General features: G+C 39.3%; 19 protein-coding genes. 8 read left to right on the top strand and 11 right to left on the bottom strand.

Features of this window, described 5'->3' with window-relative positions:
* Nucleotides 1–28 precede the first annotated feature (28 nt).
* The 3 genes from AB6M99_RS02300 to AB6M99_RS02290 all read left to right on the top strand — a co-directional run bounded on the left by AB6M99_RS02300 (nucleotide 29) and on the right by AB6M99_RS02290 (nucleotide 2,997).
* Nucleotides 29–1,195 (top strand): IS30 family transposase, encoded by a 1,167-nt coding sequence (locus AB6M99_RS02300; protein WP_369350352.1) that lies wholly within the window; start codon nucleotides 29–31, stop codon nucleotides 1,193–1,195.
* A 529-nt stretch (nucleotides 1,196–1,724) separates the two neighbouring features.
* Nucleotides 1,725–2,756 carry a YeeE/YedE family protein gene (locus tag AB6M99_RS02295; RefSeq protein ID WP_121836276.1) on the top strand — a complete coding sequence of 344 codons (1,032 nt, stop codon included), beginning with the start codon at nucleotides 1,725–1,727 and terminating at the stop codon, nucleotides 2,754–2,756.
* A 13-nt stretch (nucleotides 2,757–2,769) separates the two neighbouring features.
* Nucleotides 2,770–2,997, top strand: a complete 228-nt coding sequence (locus tag AB6M99_RS02290) for a sulfurtransferase TusA family protein (RefSeq protein WP_121836277.1) — start codon at nucleotides 2,770–2,772, stop codon at nucleotides 2,995–2,997.
* A 310-nt stretch (nucleotides 2,998–3,307) separates the two neighbouring features.
* Here AB6M99_RS02290 and gla read toward each other — a convergent pair whose 3' ends face one another.
* Nucleotides 3,308–4,195 carry an aquaglyceroporin Gla gene (gene gla, locus AB6M99_RS02285; protein ID WP_369351056.1) on the bottom strand — a complete coding sequence of 296 codons (888 nt, stop codon included), beginning with the start codon at nucleotides 4,193–4,195 and terminating at the stop codon, nucleotides 3,308–3,310.
* A 164-nt stretch (nucleotides 4,196–4,359) separates the two neighbouring features.
* Here gla and AB6M99_RS02280 point away from each other — a divergent pair, with 164 nt between their 5' ends.
* A complete protein-coding gene (locus AB6M99_RS02280; protein WP_369351055.1) occupies nucleotides 4,360–6,642 on the top strand; it encodes a Xaa-Pro dipeptidyl-peptidase in 2,283 nt (760 codons plus the stop codon).
* A gap of 69 nt (nucleotides 6,643–6,711) precedes the next feature.
* Here the strand turns inward: AB6M99_RS02280 and AB6M99_RS02275 are convergent, their stop codons facing one another.
* From AB6M99_RS02275 to AB6M99_RS02245, 7 genes are read right to left on the bottom strand one after another with little or no spacing between them, the layout of a single operon-like run.
* Complete coding sequence (locus AB6M99_RS02275) at nucleotides 6,712–8,370, bottom strand: ATP-binding protein (RefSeq protein WP_121836280.1); 1,659 nt, start codon at nucleotides 8,368–8,370, stop codon at nucleotides 6,712–6,714.
* Complete coding sequence (locus AB6M99_RS02270; protein ID WP_121836281.1) at nucleotides 8,363–9,040, bottom strand: winged helix-turn-helix domain-containing protein; 678 nt, start codon at nucleotides 9,038–9,040, stop codon at nucleotides 8,363–8,365. Before AB6M99_RS02270 ends, AB6M99_RS02275 begins: the two co-directional genes overlap by 8 nt.
* Nucleotides 9,037–9,687, bottom strand: a complete 651-nt coding sequence (phoU, locus tag AB6M99_RS02265; RefSeq protein WP_121836282.1) for a phosphate signaling complex protein PhoU — start codon at nucleotides 9,685–9,687, stop codon at nucleotides 9,037–9,039. The genes AB6M99_RS02270 and phoU overlap by 4 nt, the downstream gene beginning before the upstream one ends.
* Entirely contained in the window at nucleotides 9,687–10,436 is a 750-nt protein-coding gene (pstB, locus tag AB6M99_RS02260; protein WP_121836283.1) for a phosphate ABC transporter ATP-binding protein PstB, read from the bottom strand. The genes phoU and pstB overlap by 1 nt, the downstream gene beginning before the upstream one ends.
* Complete coding sequence (gene pstA / locus AB6M99_RS02255) at nucleotides 10,429–11,307, bottom strand: phosphate ABC transporter permease PstA (RefSeq protein WP_121836284.1); 879 nt, start codon at nucleotides 11,305–11,307, stop codon at nucleotides 10,429–10,431. Before pstA ends, pstB begins: the two co-directional genes overlap by 8 nt.
* 2 nt (nucleotides 11,308–11,309) lie before the next feature.
* Nucleotides 11,310–12,155 (bottom strand): phosphate ABC transporter permease subunit PstC, encoded by an 846-nt coding sequence (gene pstC / locus AB6M99_RS02250; RefSeq protein ID WP_121836285.1) that lies wholly within the window; start codon nucleotides 12,153–12,155, stop codon nucleotides 11,310–11,312.
* A 10-nt stretch (nucleotides 12,156–12,165) separates the two neighbouring features.
* Complete coding sequence (locus tag AB6M99_RS02245; protein ID WP_369351269.1) at nucleotides 12,166–13,011, bottom strand: substrate-binding domain-containing protein; 846 nt, start codon at nucleotides 13,009–13,011, stop codon at nucleotides 12,166–12,168.
* 410 nt (nucleotides 13,012–13,421) lie between these two features.
* On the opposite strand from AB6M99_RS02245, the gene AB6M99_RS02240 reads away from it, so the two are divergent.
* The gene (locus AB6M99_RS02240; RefSeq protein WP_121836287.1) at nucleotides 13,422–13,721 is read left to right on the top strand and encodes a YbaB/EbfC family nucleoid-associated protein; all 300 of its coding nucleotides are present in this window, start codon (nucleotides 13,422–13,424) and stop codon (nucleotides 13,719–13,721) included.
* 38 nt (nucleotides 13,722–13,759) lie between these two features.
* On the opposite strand, the gene AB6M99_RS02235 is transcribed toward AB6M99_RS02240, so the two are convergent.
* From AB6M99_RS02235 to AB6M99_RS02225, 3 genes are all read right to left on the bottom strand, one after another.
* Nucleotides 13,760–14,482 carry a MerR family transcriptional regulator gene (locus AB6M99_RS02235; RefSeq protein WP_121836288.1) on the bottom strand — a complete coding sequence of 241 codons (723 nt, stop codon included), beginning with the start codon at nucleotides 14,480–14,482 and terminating at the stop codon, nucleotides 13,760–13,762.
* 143 nt (nucleotides 14,483–14,625) lie between these two features.
* Nucleotides 14,626–15,213, bottom strand: a complete 588-nt coding sequence (locus AB6M99_RS02230; RefSeq protein ID WP_121836289.1) for a 3'-5' exonuclease — start codon at nucleotides 15,211–15,213, stop codon at nucleotides 14,626–14,628.
* Between the two features lie 148 nt (nucleotides 15,214–15,361).
* The gene (locus tag AB6M99_RS02225; RefSeq protein WP_121836290.1) at nucleotides 15,362–15,862 is read right to left on the bottom strand and encodes a DUF536 domain-containing protein; all 501 of its coding nucleotides are present in this window, start codon (nucleotides 15,860–15,862) and stop codon (nucleotides 15,362–15,364) included.
* A 139-nt stretch (nucleotides 15,863–16,001) separates the two neighbouring features.
* Here AB6M99_RS02225 and AB6M99_RS02220 point away from each other — a divergent pair, with 139 nt between their 5' ends.
* From AB6M99_RS02220 to AB6M99_RS02210, 3 genes are all read left to right on the top strand, one after another.
* Complete coding sequence (locus AB6M99_RS02220) at nucleotides 16,002–17,174, top strand: NAD(P)/FAD-dependent oxidoreductase (protein WP_121836291.1); 1,173 nt, start codon at nucleotides 16,002–16,004, stop codon at nucleotides 17,172–17,174.
* A 231-nt stretch (nucleotides 17,175–17,405) separates the two neighbouring features.
* The gene (locus tag AB6M99_RS02215) at nucleotides 17,406–17,687 is read left to right on the top strand and encodes a hypothetical protein (RefSeq protein ID WP_121836292.1); all 282 of its coding nucleotides are present in this window, start codon (nucleotides 17,406–17,408) and stop codon (nucleotides 17,685–17,687) included.
* Nucleotides 17,688–17,832: 145 nt separating this feature from the next.
* Complete coding sequence (locus AB6M99_RS02210) at nucleotides 17,833–18,123, top strand: hypothetical protein (RefSeq protein ID WP_121836293.1); 291 nt, start codon at nucleotides 17,833–17,835, stop codon at nucleotides 18,121–18,123.

Raw genomic sequence — 18,123 nt, 5'->3', positions numbered from 1 at the left:
ACGTTTGTGTTAGAAATGAGTCCTTACTATGACAAAATATAAACACCTTACCCTCTCAGACCGCAATGACATCCAACTTGGCTTAGAACGTGGAGAAACCTTCAAAGCCATTGGACAAACTATCCTAAAAGATCCTACTACCGTTTCCAAAGAGGTCAAACGTAACAGACAGGTCAGAACCTCTACCAGTGATGGGCTTCCTTGCCCTCTCATTGATAAATCCCCATTTGTCTGTAACGGATGTCCTAAGAGAAGACAAAATTGTGGCTACAAGAAAATCTTCTACCTCGCTAAACAGGCTCAAAAACAATACGAACAAACCCTCGTTGAGGCTCGAGAAGGAACACCTCTCAACTCTCAAACGTTCTGGGATATGGATAAAGTCATTTCTGATGGTGTGAAAAAGGGACAACACATCTATCACATCCTTAAAACGCATAACCTTGATGTCAGTTCCTCAACCGTCTATCGACACATCCGTAAAGGATACCTTTCTATCGCTCCTATTGATCTGGCTAGAGCTGTAAAATTCAAAGAAAGGCGCAAATCTATCCTGCCTTCTATCCCTAAAGAAGCTAAAAAAGGGCGTTCTTATGAGGACTTCCAAAACTACCTGACACATAGACAACTGACCTCTTGGCTTGAAATGGACACCGTTATTGGACGGGTTGGCGGAAAAGTATTACTCACCTTCAATTTGTCTTTCTGTAACTTTATCTTCGCTAGACTTCTGGACAATAAAACCGCTCTTGAGGTCGCTAAACACTTCTATGTCATCAAGAACACACTTTATGAGGCTGATAGAAATTTCTTCGATGTTTTCCCTATCATTCTTACAGATAATGGCGGAGAATTTGCCAGAGTTGATGACATCGAGATGGATATCAGAGGTGAGATTAAACTATTCTTTTGTGACCCTAATCGCTCTGACCAGAAAGGAAAAATTGAGAAAAATCACTCCCTTATTCGCGATATTCTACCAAAGGGAACTTCTTTTGATAACTTAACTCAGGACGATATCAACCTAGTCTGTTCTCATGTCAATAGCGTGAAACGCGCTGCTTTGAATGGGAAATCAGCTTATGAGCTCTTTACCTTTACCTATGACGAAGAACTGGCTAAACTTCTTGGCATTTCCTTAATTCCCGCAGAAGACGTCTGTCAGTCCCCAAAATTACTCCAACATAAATTCTAAAAACTAATCTAAATATAAGCCACTCAAACGTCTCACACTAACTTCCACCATAACGGAACTTAATCTGAAACGCTTTCAGATGAGGGGATTTTGTGTACCCTTTTTTCACCTAAATTCGCCTAAAAATGCAATAAAATCAACCATTATAAAAACCAGTGGAACTTACCCTGACACGGATTTCCACTGGTTGTTAGAGGTTTTATCAGATTAACTTCCACTTTAACAGACGGTGGAAGTTAGTTTGGGAATTTAGCGTTTTAAAATGAAAAAACTGGAATGTGGGACTTAACCAACGTCAAAAATGACTTTTTATGCTTTTCGAAATGGCATTGATAGTTTTTGAACTGACTTTTCGCAGTAGAGATTCGACTGTACTTATCGGCTACTCAAGAACTGCCAACCCCATCACAAGTAATTTATACAATTCAGGGTTATAATTATTTCTTAATACGGTGATAAGAAAACGGTATTAGAAAAAGTTAATGTTGTGTGATAATCTAATATCAACTTTTAGATAGGGGGTTAGGATATGATACAACAAGTCATTTCAGGTGGACTTATTGGCATTATATTTGGGTTTGTGCTACAACGCACTCGGTTTTGTATGACTGGTGGTTTTCGAGATATGTATGTCGCTAAAAACAATCGGTTATTTTATGCCTTTTTGATTGCCATTGCTGTTCAAAGCGTCGGGGTGTTGGGGTTAATTCATTTCGGAATTGTCTCCAATCCTTATGAGGATTATTCCGTTTTAGGAACGATCATCGGTTCATACGTGTTTGGTATCGGTATTGTTTTAGCCGGAGGATGCGCGACTGGAACATGGTATCGAGCTGGTGAGGGCTTGATTGGAAGCTGGATTGCCTTATTCTTTTACATGTTATCTGCGGCAGCTATGAAATTCGGGGTCTTAAAACCGCTGAATGAGGGATTATCACAGTATTGGGTTATCAATGATGACCTTGCTAGTCAACTAGGAATCTCTGTCTGGCTATTAGTTGCTTTATTGGTACTTGTAACGACTGTTCTTGTTGTGAGAGATTTGAAAAAGCCACAAGCTAAAGCAGCAAGTCTTCCACCTAAGTACAGTGGCATAAGGCATTATCTTTTTGAAAAAACGTATCACAAATATTGGGCTGGTTTTGTGATTGGTTTAATCGCTCTAGCAGCATGGCCTGCAAGCGAGTGGACAGGTCGTGTCGGTGGTCTAGGTATCACAACACCGTCTGCCCATATCATTTCATATATCGTTACTGGAGATTCCAAATTATTGAACTGGGGCGTTTATATGGTTCTCGGCATTCTAATTGGTTCCTACATTGCCGCCAAAGGAGCAAATGAATTTAGATGGCGTCTTCCTGATATCGCTACGCTTGGAAAAAGTACCATTGGAGGAATTTTGATGGGAATCGGAGCTGCCTGGGCAGGCGGTTGTACAATCGGTAATGGATTAACTGCTACAGCAGTGATGTCCAGCAAAGGATGGCTTGCACTGTTGTTCAGCATTTTAGGTGTTTGGACCGTATCGTATTTTATTTTTGTAAAACCATTAAAAAAATAGGAGAGAATTTAATATGGCATTAGTAGAACTTGAAACTGGGGGCTTGGTTTGCCCATTTCCTTTAATTGATGCAAAGGAAAAAATGAAACAATTATCACCTGGTGATGAACTCTTAATCAAATTTGATTGTACCCAAGGCACCGAAAGCATCCCTAACTGGGCAGCTGAGGCTGGCTACCCAGTCACACGATTTGAACAAGTCGGAACAGCTTCTTGGGAAATCGTTGTCCAAAAGAAATAAGTATACGGGAGAGCTCTACCTACTGATTAGGGCACTCAGAAAAACAAGATAATATGTTAAAAAGAGAGTGGGAAAAATCGTTAAATCATCAAAAAAATGACGATTTTGATTTTCCTCGCTCTCTTATTTTAATACTCAGACTGAAACTGTCCAATGGAGGTTTTAGGTGAACTCTTGAAAATGAAGAAGTGTCCAGTTGCGGACTTCCAATCACCCACTGCGCCAAATTATCTATACACTAAAATTTAAGAGGTTGGGATTCCCAACCTCTTTTTTCTATTTATGCTAAATGATAACTTACTAAATCTTCTTATAGGTAAAGGTATTTGAAAAGTGCTACTGCTGCGATTGAAGCAAGGATTGGCGCACAAACACCTACCCAAGCGTACCACCATTTAGAATCTGCTTTATTTTCACCAAGAATTGATTTTGGAAGAAGTGCGTGAAGGATACGTGGACCAAGGTCACGTGCTGGGTTTAGACCAGGACCTGTTGGACCACCAACTGCGGCTACAAGCGCCATAACAAGGAAACCTAGTGCGATGTGGGCAACTGCTTGGCTACCATTTGTCATTTGAGCTAATTGTGCTTTAGCTGCATCAGCGATATCTGATTCTGATAATTTTTGACCATAAGCTGCGGCTTGTGACGTCAATGTTTCTTTAATCAATGAACCAAGTTCAGCACCAAAGAAGTTTTTAGTCAAACCAAGTGCGCCAAAGAAGAGAACAAATGATCCAAGAAACTCATTCAAGAAACCATTGATAGTTGCTGCTTTACGGCTTTCTTTAGTACCGTTGTCAAGAGCATTGATGGTTGAGAATGACCCCAAAATATGATTTGGATTTTCCGTTTTCAAGAAGTATGGGCGGTAAACCATGACAATCATCAATTGACCAAACATTGCCCCCAAAAGTTGAGCAATAATGTAAACTGGAACGTGTTTCCACGGGAAAAGTCCAGATACTGCAAGACCTAGTGTGAAGGCTGGGTTGATGTGGTTACCAGATACGTTACCAAACATAAGGGCTGGCATCATAACTGCCAAACCATATCCAATAGCAATTAGAATCCAACCAGAGTTGTTTCCTTTTGTCCCTTTAAGGTCAACGTTAGCAACTGTACCATTACCGATAATGATAAGGAGAGCAGTCGCTAAGAATTCAGTGATGTATTTCACTGTCCATGTAACATCCATTTGTCTTAATTTCCTTTCAAAATACGAATTTTTTTAGACAATAACCATTCTATCAAGTATAATAAACAAAGTAAAGTTATATCTTAAAATAAAAACGTTTACTTTTTTATTTTAAAATATGCCACTCTCTAGAATAACGACTTCTTATAGATGAAAGGATTCTTATGAAATACAATCAATTTTCTTATGTTGCTGTTTCTGAAACCATAGCAGAGCAGGAACTTCGCTCTTTGGGATTTGATGTCCATTCGGACAAGGCTTTCAAATTAAACTTAGAAGGCTTTATCCGAAAAGTACTATCACTTCATTACCAAGATACGGACTACGCTCTTTCAATGTGGATTGCAGATGCTAAAACAGATCTCCTCTCTTTCTTCCAATCCGACAAAGAAGTCACGGCTGATATTTTCAATACTATAACCTTACAAGTTCTTGGTTTTATTCCAAATGTAGACTTCAAGGACACGGCCGAATTTATTGAAAAACTCAATTTCCCAATCACCTTTGATGCTAGTCTTGGTAATCTTCATCAATTACTTGCAACACGTTGCCCATCTGGGAATACCTTGATAGACCGTTTGGTGTCAGAAGGCTTGATTCCTAACACAAATGACTATGCCTTTTTCAATGGTAAATCTTTAGCAACCTTTGACACCACCGATGTCATTCGTGAAGTGGTTTATGTAGAAGCACCTGTAGATACTGACAATGACGGACAGACTGACCTCATCAAGGTCAATATCATACGCCCTAAAACAAACCATAAACTCCCAGTTATCATGACTGCTTCTCCTTATCAGCAAGGAGTGAATGGCCCTGCTTCCGATGCACTGACTCACAAAATGGAAGGCGATCTTCTTGTCAAACCAGCGTCAGCTATTTCCCTAAAAGAAGAAAAAATAAAGACACTCGAAAGTCAAAGTCAAGCTACTCTTGTGACAGAAACTGAGGAGAGCTTCACAAGTCTCCCTCGTCCTAGCTACACCCTCAATGACTACATGTTAGCACGTGGTTTTGCCAACATCTACGTATCAGGCATTGGTACCCTTAATTCCGATGGCTTTATGACTACCGGCGACTACCAGCAGGTGGAGGCTTATAAGGCTGTTATTGACTGGTTAAATGGCAGAGCTCTTGCCTTTACAAGCAATACCAGAGAACGTCGTATTGAAGCTACTTGGGCAACTGGTAAAGTGGTCACTTCTGGCCTATCTTATCTCGGTACCATGTCAAATGCTCTAGCCACAACAGGCGTGGATGGGGTGGAAGTCATCATCGCAGAAGCTGGAATTTCTTCTTGGTACGACTACTACCGTGAAAATGGTCTTGTCGTAAGCCCTGGTGGTTATCCTGGTGAAGATTTGGACAGTTTAACCGAGTTTACTTATTCCCGAAATCTCTTGGCAGGTGACTATCTCCGCCACAATGCACAATATCAAGAGTTTTTAAAACAACAGGGACAAGATAGCCGTCGTGACACTGGGGACTATAACCAATTTTGGCACAACCGTAACTACGTCAAAAATGCCGATAAGGTCAAAGCTACCGTTGTCTTTACCCACGGTACACAAGACTGGAATGTTAAACCAATCAATGTCTTCAACATGTTTAACGCCCTACCACAGGCTATTGATAAACACCTCTTCCTTCACCATGGTGCCCACGTCTACATGAATAACTGGCAATCTATCGACTTCCGTGAAAGCATGAACACGCTTCTCTCACAGAAAATCTTAGGGCAAGACAACCTTTACAGCCTACCTCAAGTCATCTGGCAGGACAATCGTGACGTTCAAACTTGGCAACCTCTTGAAACTTTCGGTTCTCAAAACTACGAAGTCTTTGACTTATCAAGTGACACTCACACCATTTCTAACCACTATGACGACGATTGCTTCGCTAAATATGGCAAGGATTTCAATAGCTTCAAAGCTGATTTGTTTACCGAAAAAGCTAACGCCATTACCATTGATATTCCTGTTGAAAAAGTGCTGCTGCTAAATGGACGTGTCAAGCTAACACTGTCTGTCAAATCTTCAACCAATAAAGGTCTGCTCTCAGCTCAGCTATTGGAACACGGTCATAAAAAATACCTTCAAGACATTCCAGCAGTTGTTTCCCCTAAATCGGTGGACAATGGTCGTCACTTTGAAAAAGAACACTTGGTGGAACTCCCTCAACGTGAAGCAGCTTATCGTGTGATTACAAAAGGCCATATCAACCTTCAAAATCGTGAGGGGGTACTAAATATTAAGGACATCAAACCAGATGACTGGATGCAAGTAACTTTGGAACTGCAACCAACCATCTATGCCTTAGAAGAGGGAGCAACCCTTCGTATCGTCCTTTACACCACTGACTTCGAACACACTATCCGTGATAACAGTGACTATGAATTGGTACTTGATTGGAACAAGGCTCAGCTAGAACTTCCTGTGACAATGTAAACCATTACTGATGTGGTACCATAACCTTAAAACTCCGCCTGATTGTGAACATCAAGCGGAGTTTTTATATTATTTAGTCCCTTCAAATGTAACTGTCATCGTAGTTCCTACACCCAGCTGACTATCTACTTTAATCGTAGCATGATGTTGAACAAGGGAATGTTTAACAATAGCAAGTCCCAATCCTGTTCCGCCATTCTTCTTCGAACGACTTTTATCAACACGGTAGAAACGTTCGAAAATACGTTCCTGCTCTTCCTTAGGAATACCGACGCCTGTATCTTTGACAGTCAATTGAATTGTATTATCGACAGTAGTCACACCAATCGTCACTTTGCCATTTTCGTGATTGTAATTAATAGCATTATCACAGAGATTGTAAACCATTGAATGAAGTAAGGCACGATTACCAATTAGGTAGGTATGCTGTCCTTCTAGCTCCAAATCAATATGACGCTCATTGGCCTTAATCGAAAGATTTTCCATCACATCTTGAGCGACTTGATAAAGGTTGACACGCTCCATAGTTAATTCAGATATCTCATCAAGGTGCGAAAGATTGATCACATCTTCTACTAATTGTATCATACGTTGGGATTCATTGTGAATCTTCTTCGCAAATGTAGAAATATCCCTTTGATCTACCACATTGCTTGCCAGCATTTCAGAATAGCCTGAAATCACATGCAAAGGGGTTTTTAATTCATGAGAGACATTGGCAGTAAATTCACGACGCAACTGCTCTACCTGTAATTGCTCAGTCACATCAAAGAAGAGAACAGCTACACCTGTCACCTCACTGTCCGAAACAATAGGACGAACCAGTACCTTATAATGGGTATGCCCGATTTCCAGCATCCCCTCTTGTTTGTGACCCTGTAATCCATTTTTCAGCCAGGCATTTAACGATAAATTCCTAAAGATTTGCAGTAAATCTTTACCAATCCCGTTGTCATCTGTATTTAGAATCTCCTTAGCCGCATTGTTGATGCTAAGGATTCGACAATGACTGTCCAATAAAATCATCCCTTCTTTGATTTTCGAGATAATGGTATTAAACTCGGTTTGACGTTGTTCAATGAGGATTTCACGCTCTGTGACTTCTTGCTGATGTTTCGCAATGCGTCTTAAAAGAGGAGAAATCTCTTCATAGGAATCATTATCAAGTGGTTTATCTAAATTTAGCTGATTCAACGGTAAAACCACACCTTTAGCAATATAGCGTGATAGCCACAGTGACAAGAAGAATGCCAACAAGAGAACAAGTGCTAGAGGTTGAAACATTCTTAACAACAACAATAAAATACTATGTTGGGTCACTGACAGACGTAAGATTGTTCCATTATTCAAACGTTGTGCAGAGTAAAGAGACTGAGTTGTTAAGGTATTAGAATACCTAACACTCTCACCATAGCCATCTACGATAGCTTCTTTGATTTCCTCGCGATTGGCATGATTATCCATCAACGTTGCATCTGATTGATTATCATACAAGACCTTACCTTCATTATCCACCCAAGTAATCCTAATATTGGACATCTTAAGGTCTGCAAAATAATCTTGCCCTTCCAAAGAAACGCCTTGGGCTGCGAGAACTGTTTCTGTCTGAAGTTGCTCTTGTTGCACCTGAGTAAAATGATTATAAAGAACACCTATTACCAGTGCCAAAGAGATAACAAGAACACCTACGGTAGCTCCAAATGTTGATCGAAAGATTTTTTTAATCATCTGTTACCTCCAAACAATAGCCTACTCCTCGAACCGTTTTGATAAAGTGACTCACATCTCCAAGTTTCATGCGCAAAGTTCCAATGTGGACATCGACTGTTCTCGTTTCTCCAATAAAGTGTTCTCCCCAAACCTTATCCAACAATTCTTGTCTGGTAAACACACGGTTAGGACTTAACATAAAAAGCGATAGTAACTCAAATTCTTTTAAGGTCAATTCAATCTTTTTACCATCTTTTTTGACCGTATAATTACTGGAATCAAGTGAAAGATTAGCTATTGTTAGTTTATGCTCTTTACTGTGACTAGATGTTCGTCTCAACACCGCTTTGATTCGTGAAATCATCTCCATCATGCCAAAAGGCTTCACGAGATAATCATCTGCTCCCAAATCGAGTCCTTTGACCTTATCAAACTCTGTTCCTTTAGCTGTCGTCATAATGACTGGAATTTCTTTAGTCATTGATTTTGAGCGCAGCTTTTGTAAAATCGTTAACCCATCATCTTCGGGCAACATGATGTCCAATAAAATTAAGCTCGGTAATTCTTGGTGAATGCTCTCCCAAAAAGGTCTTGAGCTAGGAAAACCTTTTGCGTCAAAACCTGTGGTTCGTAGGGTATAAAGCATTAATTCACGAATGTCATCATCGTCTTCAACGCAGTAAATCATGTCTCTTCTCCATTTAGTTCACCAGTGATTGAGAAAATCACCCATCTTGCAATATTTACCGTATGATCCCCGATACGTTCAAGATACTTGGCAATCATCAAGACATCAATGACATAGTCACCGTCATGACTAAGTTCTGAAATATGGGTAATTAAGCTTGTCTTAATTGTATCAAATTCTTGGTCAACTGAGGCATCATTTTGAATAACTTTTAAGGCTAAACTTTCGTCATCATGGACAAAAGCATCCACACTATCCGTTACCATAGCACTTACTTGCTCAACCATTTGTTTCAGCTGGGCAAACTCTGTACCATCATGAACATGACCCTGACTAAAAATAGCTGCGACTTCAGCTGACTGGGCACCGATACGTTTCATATCGTAAACCATTTTTAAGGCAGCAGAAATGCGGCGCAAATCCTTGGCAACAGGTTGCTGACGAAGGAGTAATTTTAAGCACTGCGCTTCGATATCATGCTCCATTTGTTCAATTTGTTGATAAGTTTTCCTAGCACCATTCACAACACTTTGATTATTTTCACTAATCGGAACAAGTGAACTGGAAATAATGTCTTCACAAAGTGATCCCATTAAAATTAAGTTTGTATTCAATACATGAAGTTGATTTTCAAAAATTGAACGCATTAGCCAAATCTCCCTGTAATATAATTTTCAGTTCGTTCATCTTGAGGTAATGAAAATAGCTGACTGGTTTTGTTATACTCCACAATTTCCCCCATTAGGAAAAATGCTGTCTTATCTGAAATTCGTACAGCCTGTTGCATGTTGTGAGTTACCATCACAATAGTATATTTTTGCTTTAACTCCATAACAAGTTCTTCAATCTTAGCCGTGGAAATTGGGTCTAAAGCACTGGTTGGCTCGTCCATCAATAAGACATCTGGTTCAATGGCAAGAGCTCTAGCAATGCAAAGCCTCTGTTGTTGACCACCCGACATACCTAAAGCAGATTTATTAAGACGGTCTTTGACCTCATCCCAGATAGCTGCTTGCTTAAGAGAACGTTCAACAATTTCATCTAATTGGACCTTATTATGGATACCATGAGTTCTTGGGCCAAATGCAATATTATCATAGATACTCATTGGAAATGGATTTGGTTTTTGAAATACCATGCCAACTTTCTTACGGAGAATGTTAATATCTAATTCTCTATAAGCATCTTGACCATCTAGTTTAACCTCCCCTGTAATCCGACAATTTTTCACCAAGTCGTTCATTCGATTGAGGCTTTTCAATAAGGTTGATTTCCCACATCCTGATGGGCCGATAAAAGCAGTAATCTCATTTTGTGCAATCTCTAAGTTGATATTTTTAAGGGCATGAAAATCGCCATAATAGAGATCGAGATGATTGATAACTAATTTATTCATGATTTGATTCACTTCCTAATCGTCTAGCAACTAATCCAGACAAAAGATTGATAACAATGACTAAAACCAATAACACCACCGCAGTTGCATAGGTTTGATTGATATAAAGTCCTTCACCTGAAATAGCGTACATATGCACAGCTAAGGTTCTGGAAGAACTAAAGAGACTCTTGGCAACTTCTGCTACTGTTCCAGCTGTGAAAATAAGCGCTGCTGATTCTCCCACAATCCGCCCAATAGCTAGAATGATACCTGAAAAGATACCGGGCATGGCACTTGGAAGGACAATTTTAAAAATCGTCCGTAGTTTCCCTGCTCCTAGAGCAAAAGCTCCCTCACGGTAGGCATCTGGTACGGATAACAGAGCTTCTTCCGTTGTTCGGATAATTAAGGGTAAAATCATAATACTCAAGGTAACCGCTCCAGATAGTAATGAGAGTCCCATATGAGCATATTTGACAAAGAATAGCGCCCCAAACAATCCGTAAATAATGGACGGAATACCAGATAGGGTCTCTGTTGCAATTCGAATGACACTGACAAAAGGATTGTCACGACGAGCATACTCTGTTAAATAGATAGAAGCCCCAATTCCAATCGGAACGGCTACAAGCAATGCTAGAATCGTCATAAAGACGGTGTTGATAAGAGCTGGTAATAACGAAACATTTTCACTATTATAAGTTAAGGCAAATAGGCTAGGCGTCAAATGTGGAATACCTCTCACCAAGATATATCCAACCACAAAGATGATTCCTAAAAAGGTTGCTAAAGCAGAGCCATAAACCAATAAAAACAAGACAAGAGAGACTGGATCTTTTTGCCGTGACCTCCAATTTTGCTTCAAGCTACGTTGATTAATGTTTTCCATGTTTACTCCTCTTTATTTAATAATGAGAAACTGATATTAATCATCAGCACAAAGACAAAAAGCACTACGGCTGTTCCGATGAGAGCTTCTCTGTGCAAACCACTAGAATATCCCATTTCCATAACAATATTTGTCGTCATGGTTCTGACACCAGATGTCAACGAATCTGGTAAAATCGCCTGATTCCCCGCAACCATAATTACCGCCATAGTCTCACCAATAGCACGACCAATACCTAAAATAATCGCTGCTAAAATGCCTCGTTTAGCTGCTGGAAGAACTGCAAAGAAAACACTGCGCTCATGCGAAGCCCCTAGAGCAAGTCCGCCCTCATAATATGAATTCGGTACTGCTCTAATAGCTGCCTCCGAGACACTAATAATAGTTGGTAAAATCATCACCCCCAACAAAATTGAAGCTGTTAAAACTCCCATCCCAAATCCCCCAACATGATCACGGACAAAAGGGACCAAAACAACTAATCCGAAGAAACCATAAACAACTGATGGAATACCAGCCATCAAGTTAATCGCTGCCTTTAAAGGTCTATAAATAGCCTTAGGACAAAAGGAAGCCATAAAGACTGCTGTTAAAACTCCTACGGGAACACCAACGATTAAGGCACCAGCTGTCACATAGAGAGACCCGACTATCATCGGGAAAATACCAAAAAGATTATTAGCAGGTCTCCAAACAGTCCCGAAAAGAAAATTTCCAAGACCAATTTTACTAATCGCAGGAATACCACTAGAAAATAGAAAGACACAGATTAGTAACACCGACAGAATAGAAATACAGGCGGTAAAAAAGAATACCGCTTGCATCATTTTTTCTTTTGTATGATTCATTCACAACACCTTAGTTTGACAATTTGTCCCAGCCACTGATTTCTCCTGTAAAGATTGCCTTAATTTGGTCGCTAGTCAATTCATCAGTTTTATTGTCTTTATTAACAATTACAGCAATACCATCCATGGCAATAACAGTTGAGCTAATACCCTTAGACGTTTCTTCATCTTTTAATTCACGTGAAGCCATTCCGATATCAGAAGTACCATCAATAGTATTGGCAATACCTGTAGAAGAGTCACTTTGTTGAATCTCAATTTCTACTTTCGCATTTACTTTGCCGTAAGCTTCTTTTAGTTTTTCCATGACAGGTGTTACAGAACTTGAACCTGAAATAACAACTTTACCTGAATCTACAGATGATTGATAAGCAGTCGTATCATCAAGTGGAATATAACCACTCTTTTGAACAACAGCTTGACCATCGCTACTTAGAATAAAGGTGATAAAATCTTGTGCTGCTTCGTTAATGTTATCTTTAGTAACGATATTGAATGGACGTGAAATTTTATAGTCACCAGACTTGATCTTATCCACAGTAGCTTCAGCACCATCAATTTTAAGAACTTTAACCGTATCGTTCAATGAACCAAGTGAAGCATAGCCGACAGCTGATTGATCACCTGCTACTGTTGTTAGCATGACAGATGTTGAGTTGGTAACAATTGCTTTATCAGTTGTCAAATCAACTTTTTCACCTGCATCATTTTTTTCTTCAACACCAAATAGTTCAATGAATGCTCCGCGAGTCCCAGAACCTTCCTCACGAGAAACAACGTTAATGGTTTCTGAGTTAGATGAAGAACCACCCTCAGAATTACCACAAGCAGCAAGTCCTGCAAATGTAGCTCCCATAATAGTAAGCATTCGACAAAAATTTCATTTTTTTCATGATAAACTCCTTAAGTTTCTTTACACTACTTATTATAAAAATCAAACATCAAATCTATTACCTAGATTTTGTAAAGTTTTTGTAAAATCCTTATTTCCTAACTACACAATAAAGTCCCAGACTCACTTCCACTTTAAAAAGTGAGGGGGAAACTTACTTTGGAACATCCCCCTAGTTTGATAAGATAATTATGAGACTTTAAGTTCTACCCTCAAAATGATATAATATAGAATACATGGAGGTATCACACATCTGATAGTCTCTTTAAAACCACCTCTGCCTTTAAAGATGTTTAACAATAAGGCAAATTTAGACAAAAACATTTTAACAAGAGGGCCTAACCCCTTGATACGAAAGGAATCTTAAAAATCTTATGATGAATATGCAAAACCTGATGAAACAGGCACAAAAAATGCAAAAGCAAATGGAAGCTAAGCAAAATGAACTTGCGAGCACAACTTTTACTGGAAAATCAGCTCAAGACTTAGTTGTTGCTGAATTGACTGGTGACAAAAAAGTGGTTTCACTCAACTTTGCGGAAGCTGTTGTTGATCCAGAAGATATCGAAACACTGCAAGATATGACTATCCAAGCTATCAATGATGCTTTAAACCAAATCGATGAAGCAACTAAAAAATCACTTGGTGCTTTCGCTGGTAAATTACCATTCTAATCAAAATAATCTCCGCTGGACTTCCAACGGAGATTTTCTTATCTTTCTTTCGCCAATTCGAGGCAATAAGATTTTTCATGACAATGTGGACAGGTTAGCTTGCGCGTGCGTGGGGTGTGGCTAGCAACAGCTACTTGTTTAAAATTGGCATCAAAAGTTTGATGACAGTTAGGACAAAGATACTCAATTTTACTAAGATAATGTTGTATCCACAGATTCAGGCCAATAAAGAATATCGGCATGGCTCCAAAAGTTATCACTTTTGATTTGAGGACAGTTGTGCCCAATATAATAACCCCAACATAGACAACTGAAATGAGGATAATCCCTAAAATCATGTTGAACCATAAACGCCGCCATAAGTTTTGATTTTTCATAGTGATCGAAATGTCTTTTAATTTCGCAAGTGAATAGTCCTTATCTTTTTTGACTTGATCAAGTAAGTTGACAGCTTTGTCAAGTTTTGTTCGTTGTTCTGCGACTTGCTCTTTAAGTTCTTTAACATGATCTTCTAACAGAAGTTCTAGAACAGCGTCAGCATTTTCTTCCGAAAGCACTTTTTTGATGTGTTCAATGGAGAAATCTAACTCCCGCAAAAAGCAAATTACCTGAAGTTTCTGCAAATCCTCGTCATTATAAATTCTACGACCACCATCTGAAACCTCTGATGGAATAAGGATCCCGCGTTGATCATAGTATTGCACCGTTCTGACAGAAACACCGACGACTTTGGCTAATTCACCAGTGGAATATTGAGACATGTCTTTCACCTCCTTTTTTATGAGATACAAGGATTATCCCTTGTTCATGCTCAATCTTAACCTATGACCCAACGTTACAAGCAAGTCCTAACGCTAGGGGATTTTTTCTTTTTTAGCATTTTTTTGAAAAGTTGACAGGGCTGTCAATCAAAGAATCCCCCCAAGGCAGCAAAGGGATTATCACCGTGTGTTTCTTCCTGTTGTGTCAGATACCTCTTATTCTCATCCAATTCTAGAAATTTTTCATAAACAAGAGCCGTCATGCGAGCATCTTCTAAACTATTATGCCCACGCCCTTTGATGCCTAAGAAATCTGCCACGCTGGTCAACTTAAGATTGATAATCCCATTAAGGTCACTACTGCGACGCTCAAAAGCTTCATCATAGAGGTCCACTTGATACTGCTCTGTTAAATCAAGACCATTTTCAGCTAGAATTGGTAAATCAGATTTGCCAGCATTATAACCAACAAGCGGTAACTCTCCCACAAAAGTTGCAAAATTAGCGATAACTTCATCAACTTTTGGTGCGCCAGCAATTTTTTCCGCCGTAATCCCTGTCAGTCCATTGATAAAAGACTGCAGGGGTACATCTGTATAAACATATGTGTCGAAGGTTTCAATCTCTTTGTGGTCACTAAATTTAACCGCTGAGAGTTGAATCATGTGACTGACCTCATCAACGGTATTAAATTCAAGGTCAAAGGCAATATAATCTTGTAAATTTTTCATCGTGCTAAGCTGGTTAGGGGAGAGCATGAAAACAACTGTATAAGTGTTTTCTCATCTTGTCTAGACACCTTCCCCTTCTCAGTTAAAACTGAGTATTCCTTTCCATAAGTTATCTGATAGCTAAAAAGCCCTTACGGGCTATTAGTTCTTATTTTTTACCAAATAGACGCGCAAAGAACCCTTTTTTCACTTCTTCAGTCTTTGCTTCTTCTAAGACTTGATCCAACTCTAACTTCAGTTGTTCCTTATCTTGCATAGCAGTCAAGGTCAACTGTTGTTGTTGGTCTAATTGCTTATCTTTTTCTGCAATCTGAACATCTTTAACACGAAGTTGCTCGTCTTTAGCTGCCAACTGCTCATCCTTAGCTTTCAATTGCTCAAAAAGACGCGTGATTTCAGAATTTTTTTCATCGACCAAAATCTCTAAAAGCTCACGATGTTTGGCTTCCTCACTCACTGGTTCGTCTTCAAAAATCGTTTTTTTATAAATTTTTTCAAGTTTGATCAGACCGCTACGCTTAACTACAGTAACGCCCTTATCGTTTTTTTCAAGGTCTTCGGCTGGCAAAGTTTTCACACGATTATTGACCGCCTGACGACTTACTCCTAAAATCTCAGCTAATTCGCTGACCGTTTTTTCAATCTGCATTTCTACTTCCTTCAACACGCTTACTCATTTTGTCCAACTAAATATCCCGCTCTTTTGCAAGCATTGAACCAAAACTTCTTATACTTAATAAATGTTATCATATCAAGCCTTTAATGTCAATTTATGCTAAAATAGAATTATGATACATTTTGATACAATTGTGATTGGCGGTGGGCCTGCTGGTATGATGGCAACCATCTCCTCAAGCTACTACGGTAAAAAGACACTGCTACTCGAAAAAAATCGTCGCCTCGGTAAAAAATTAGCCGGAACCGGTGGTGGGCGCTGCAACGTGACAAACAACGGTACCTTGGATGATCTCCTCGAGGGTATCCCAGGTAACGGTCGTTTTTTGTATAGTGTGTTTTCTCAGTTTGATAACCATGACATCGTTCGTTTTTTTGAAGAAAATGGCTGTGCTCTAAAGGTTGAAGACCACGGACGCATGTTTCCTGTGACCGATAAATCTAAGACGATTATCGATACTCTTGAAAAGAAGATTCGTGAGCTCGGTGGACAGATTAAAACACAATTTGAAGTGATTTCTGTCAAAAAAATCGACAATCTTTTTCATGTCAAATCAGCTGATCAAGAATTAACCTGTGATCAACTCATTGTTACGACAGGTGGAAAATCTTATCCCTCAACAGGATCAACCGGTTTTGGACACGATATTGCCAGACATTTTAAATTAGCAGTAACAGAGCTTGAAGCTGCCGAAAGCCCTCTTCTCACAGATTTTCCTCACAAAGCGCTTCAGGGCATTTCACTTGATGAAGTAACGCTCAGCTACAACAAACACATCATCACACACGATTTGCTCTTTACCCACTTTGGTTTATCTGGACCAGCTGCCTTACGGATGTCATCCTTTGTCAAAGGCGGTGAATTACTTCACCTTGATTTTATCCCTCAAACGCCACTTAATGACTTGTTCCGCTTTTTCCAAGAAAATCGTGAAAAATCCGTCAAAAATGCGCTGAAACTCTTAGTTCCCGAACGTGTCGCTGACTTTTTGGCACAAGGCTACGCTGAGAAAATCAAGCAGCTCTCACACAGTGACGTGGACGAACTCAGTCAAAAATTAAAGAGCCTTCCCATCTCTGTTACTGGAAAAATGAGCCTAGCTAAATCCTTTGTCACTAAAGGCGGGGTCGACCTCAAGGAAATCAATCCCAAAACGCTCGAAAGTAAAAAAATTCCAGGCCTTCACTTTGCAGGTGAGGTACTAGATATTAACGCCCACACTGGAGGCTTTAACATCACCTCTGCCCTCTGCTCAGGCTGGGTGGCTGGTAGTTTACATTATTAAAAACATAACTGCGATATCAAACGATACCGCAGTTTTTTCTTCCCACATACCCATTTCATTATCACCCCCTTTCTAAAAAATACCTTACGTTTCTTAAGTCAACATTGGCGAAATCAAGACAACCTAAAGAGAGCACAAAGATTACATTAAGGTTGCTGAAACAGTATTTACTCGGTAAACATCACCCGTTATACTTGCAGTGTAGTAAAATTTTTTAAGGAGGACACTAACATGTCAAAATGCAAACTTACAGCATTCGCTACACTTGCATCACTAGCATTACCATTGTTTACTACTAATCTTGTCAATGCTAATGAAATTACTTATATCTATGAAGAAGCACAAACTCCTAAAACTTCTGACCCATGTCGCTTTGAGATAGAAGACGTTACTACAGAAAACTTTGTTAACTTCGCACTTCCTGGAGACCGTGGTTCAGAAGGCTTGAACTCAGAGAAAATTGCTAACATTTTGAAAAGCATTCCACTTTATTTCACATTCAACTTTAGATAAAAATATCAAAATTCGAGTTTACATACCGTAAAAAGGACTTCAACAAAGACTTTGACGATATCTTTAACAAGTCATAAAATGATAAAATATAACTAAAAGAAAGGTTTTTCTATGAAAAAAAACACTATTATTAAGTGCTGCTGCAGTGGCACTTACTGCTACCGCAGCTTTATCAAGTCACTCTGCAAGTGCTTATCAACATTACACTAATCCGATACTTAAACAAGATGGCACACAATCGCTTAGAGAAGTCAAACAAGCTGCACAATTAGAGATCCGAAATCTCTTAAAAACACATAACGTTACAGACCCTGCTGAATATAAAGGATACTACTATTTTTATCTTCGTGAAGCACGCAAAGCATCTAATGAACACGGTGTTAAAGCTGTTATTGACGAGTTAGCAAGCACATTGCAACAGCGCAATAACCAATAA

The sequence above is a fragment of the Streptococcus hillyeri genome (genome assembly GCF_041081565.1).
GTDB lineage: Bacteria > Bacillota > Bacilli > Lactobacillales > Streptococcaceae > Streptococcus > Streptococcus hillyeri.
Note: the sequence above shows the minus strand (reverse complement) of the source record. Positions and strands in the feature narration are given on the sequence as shown.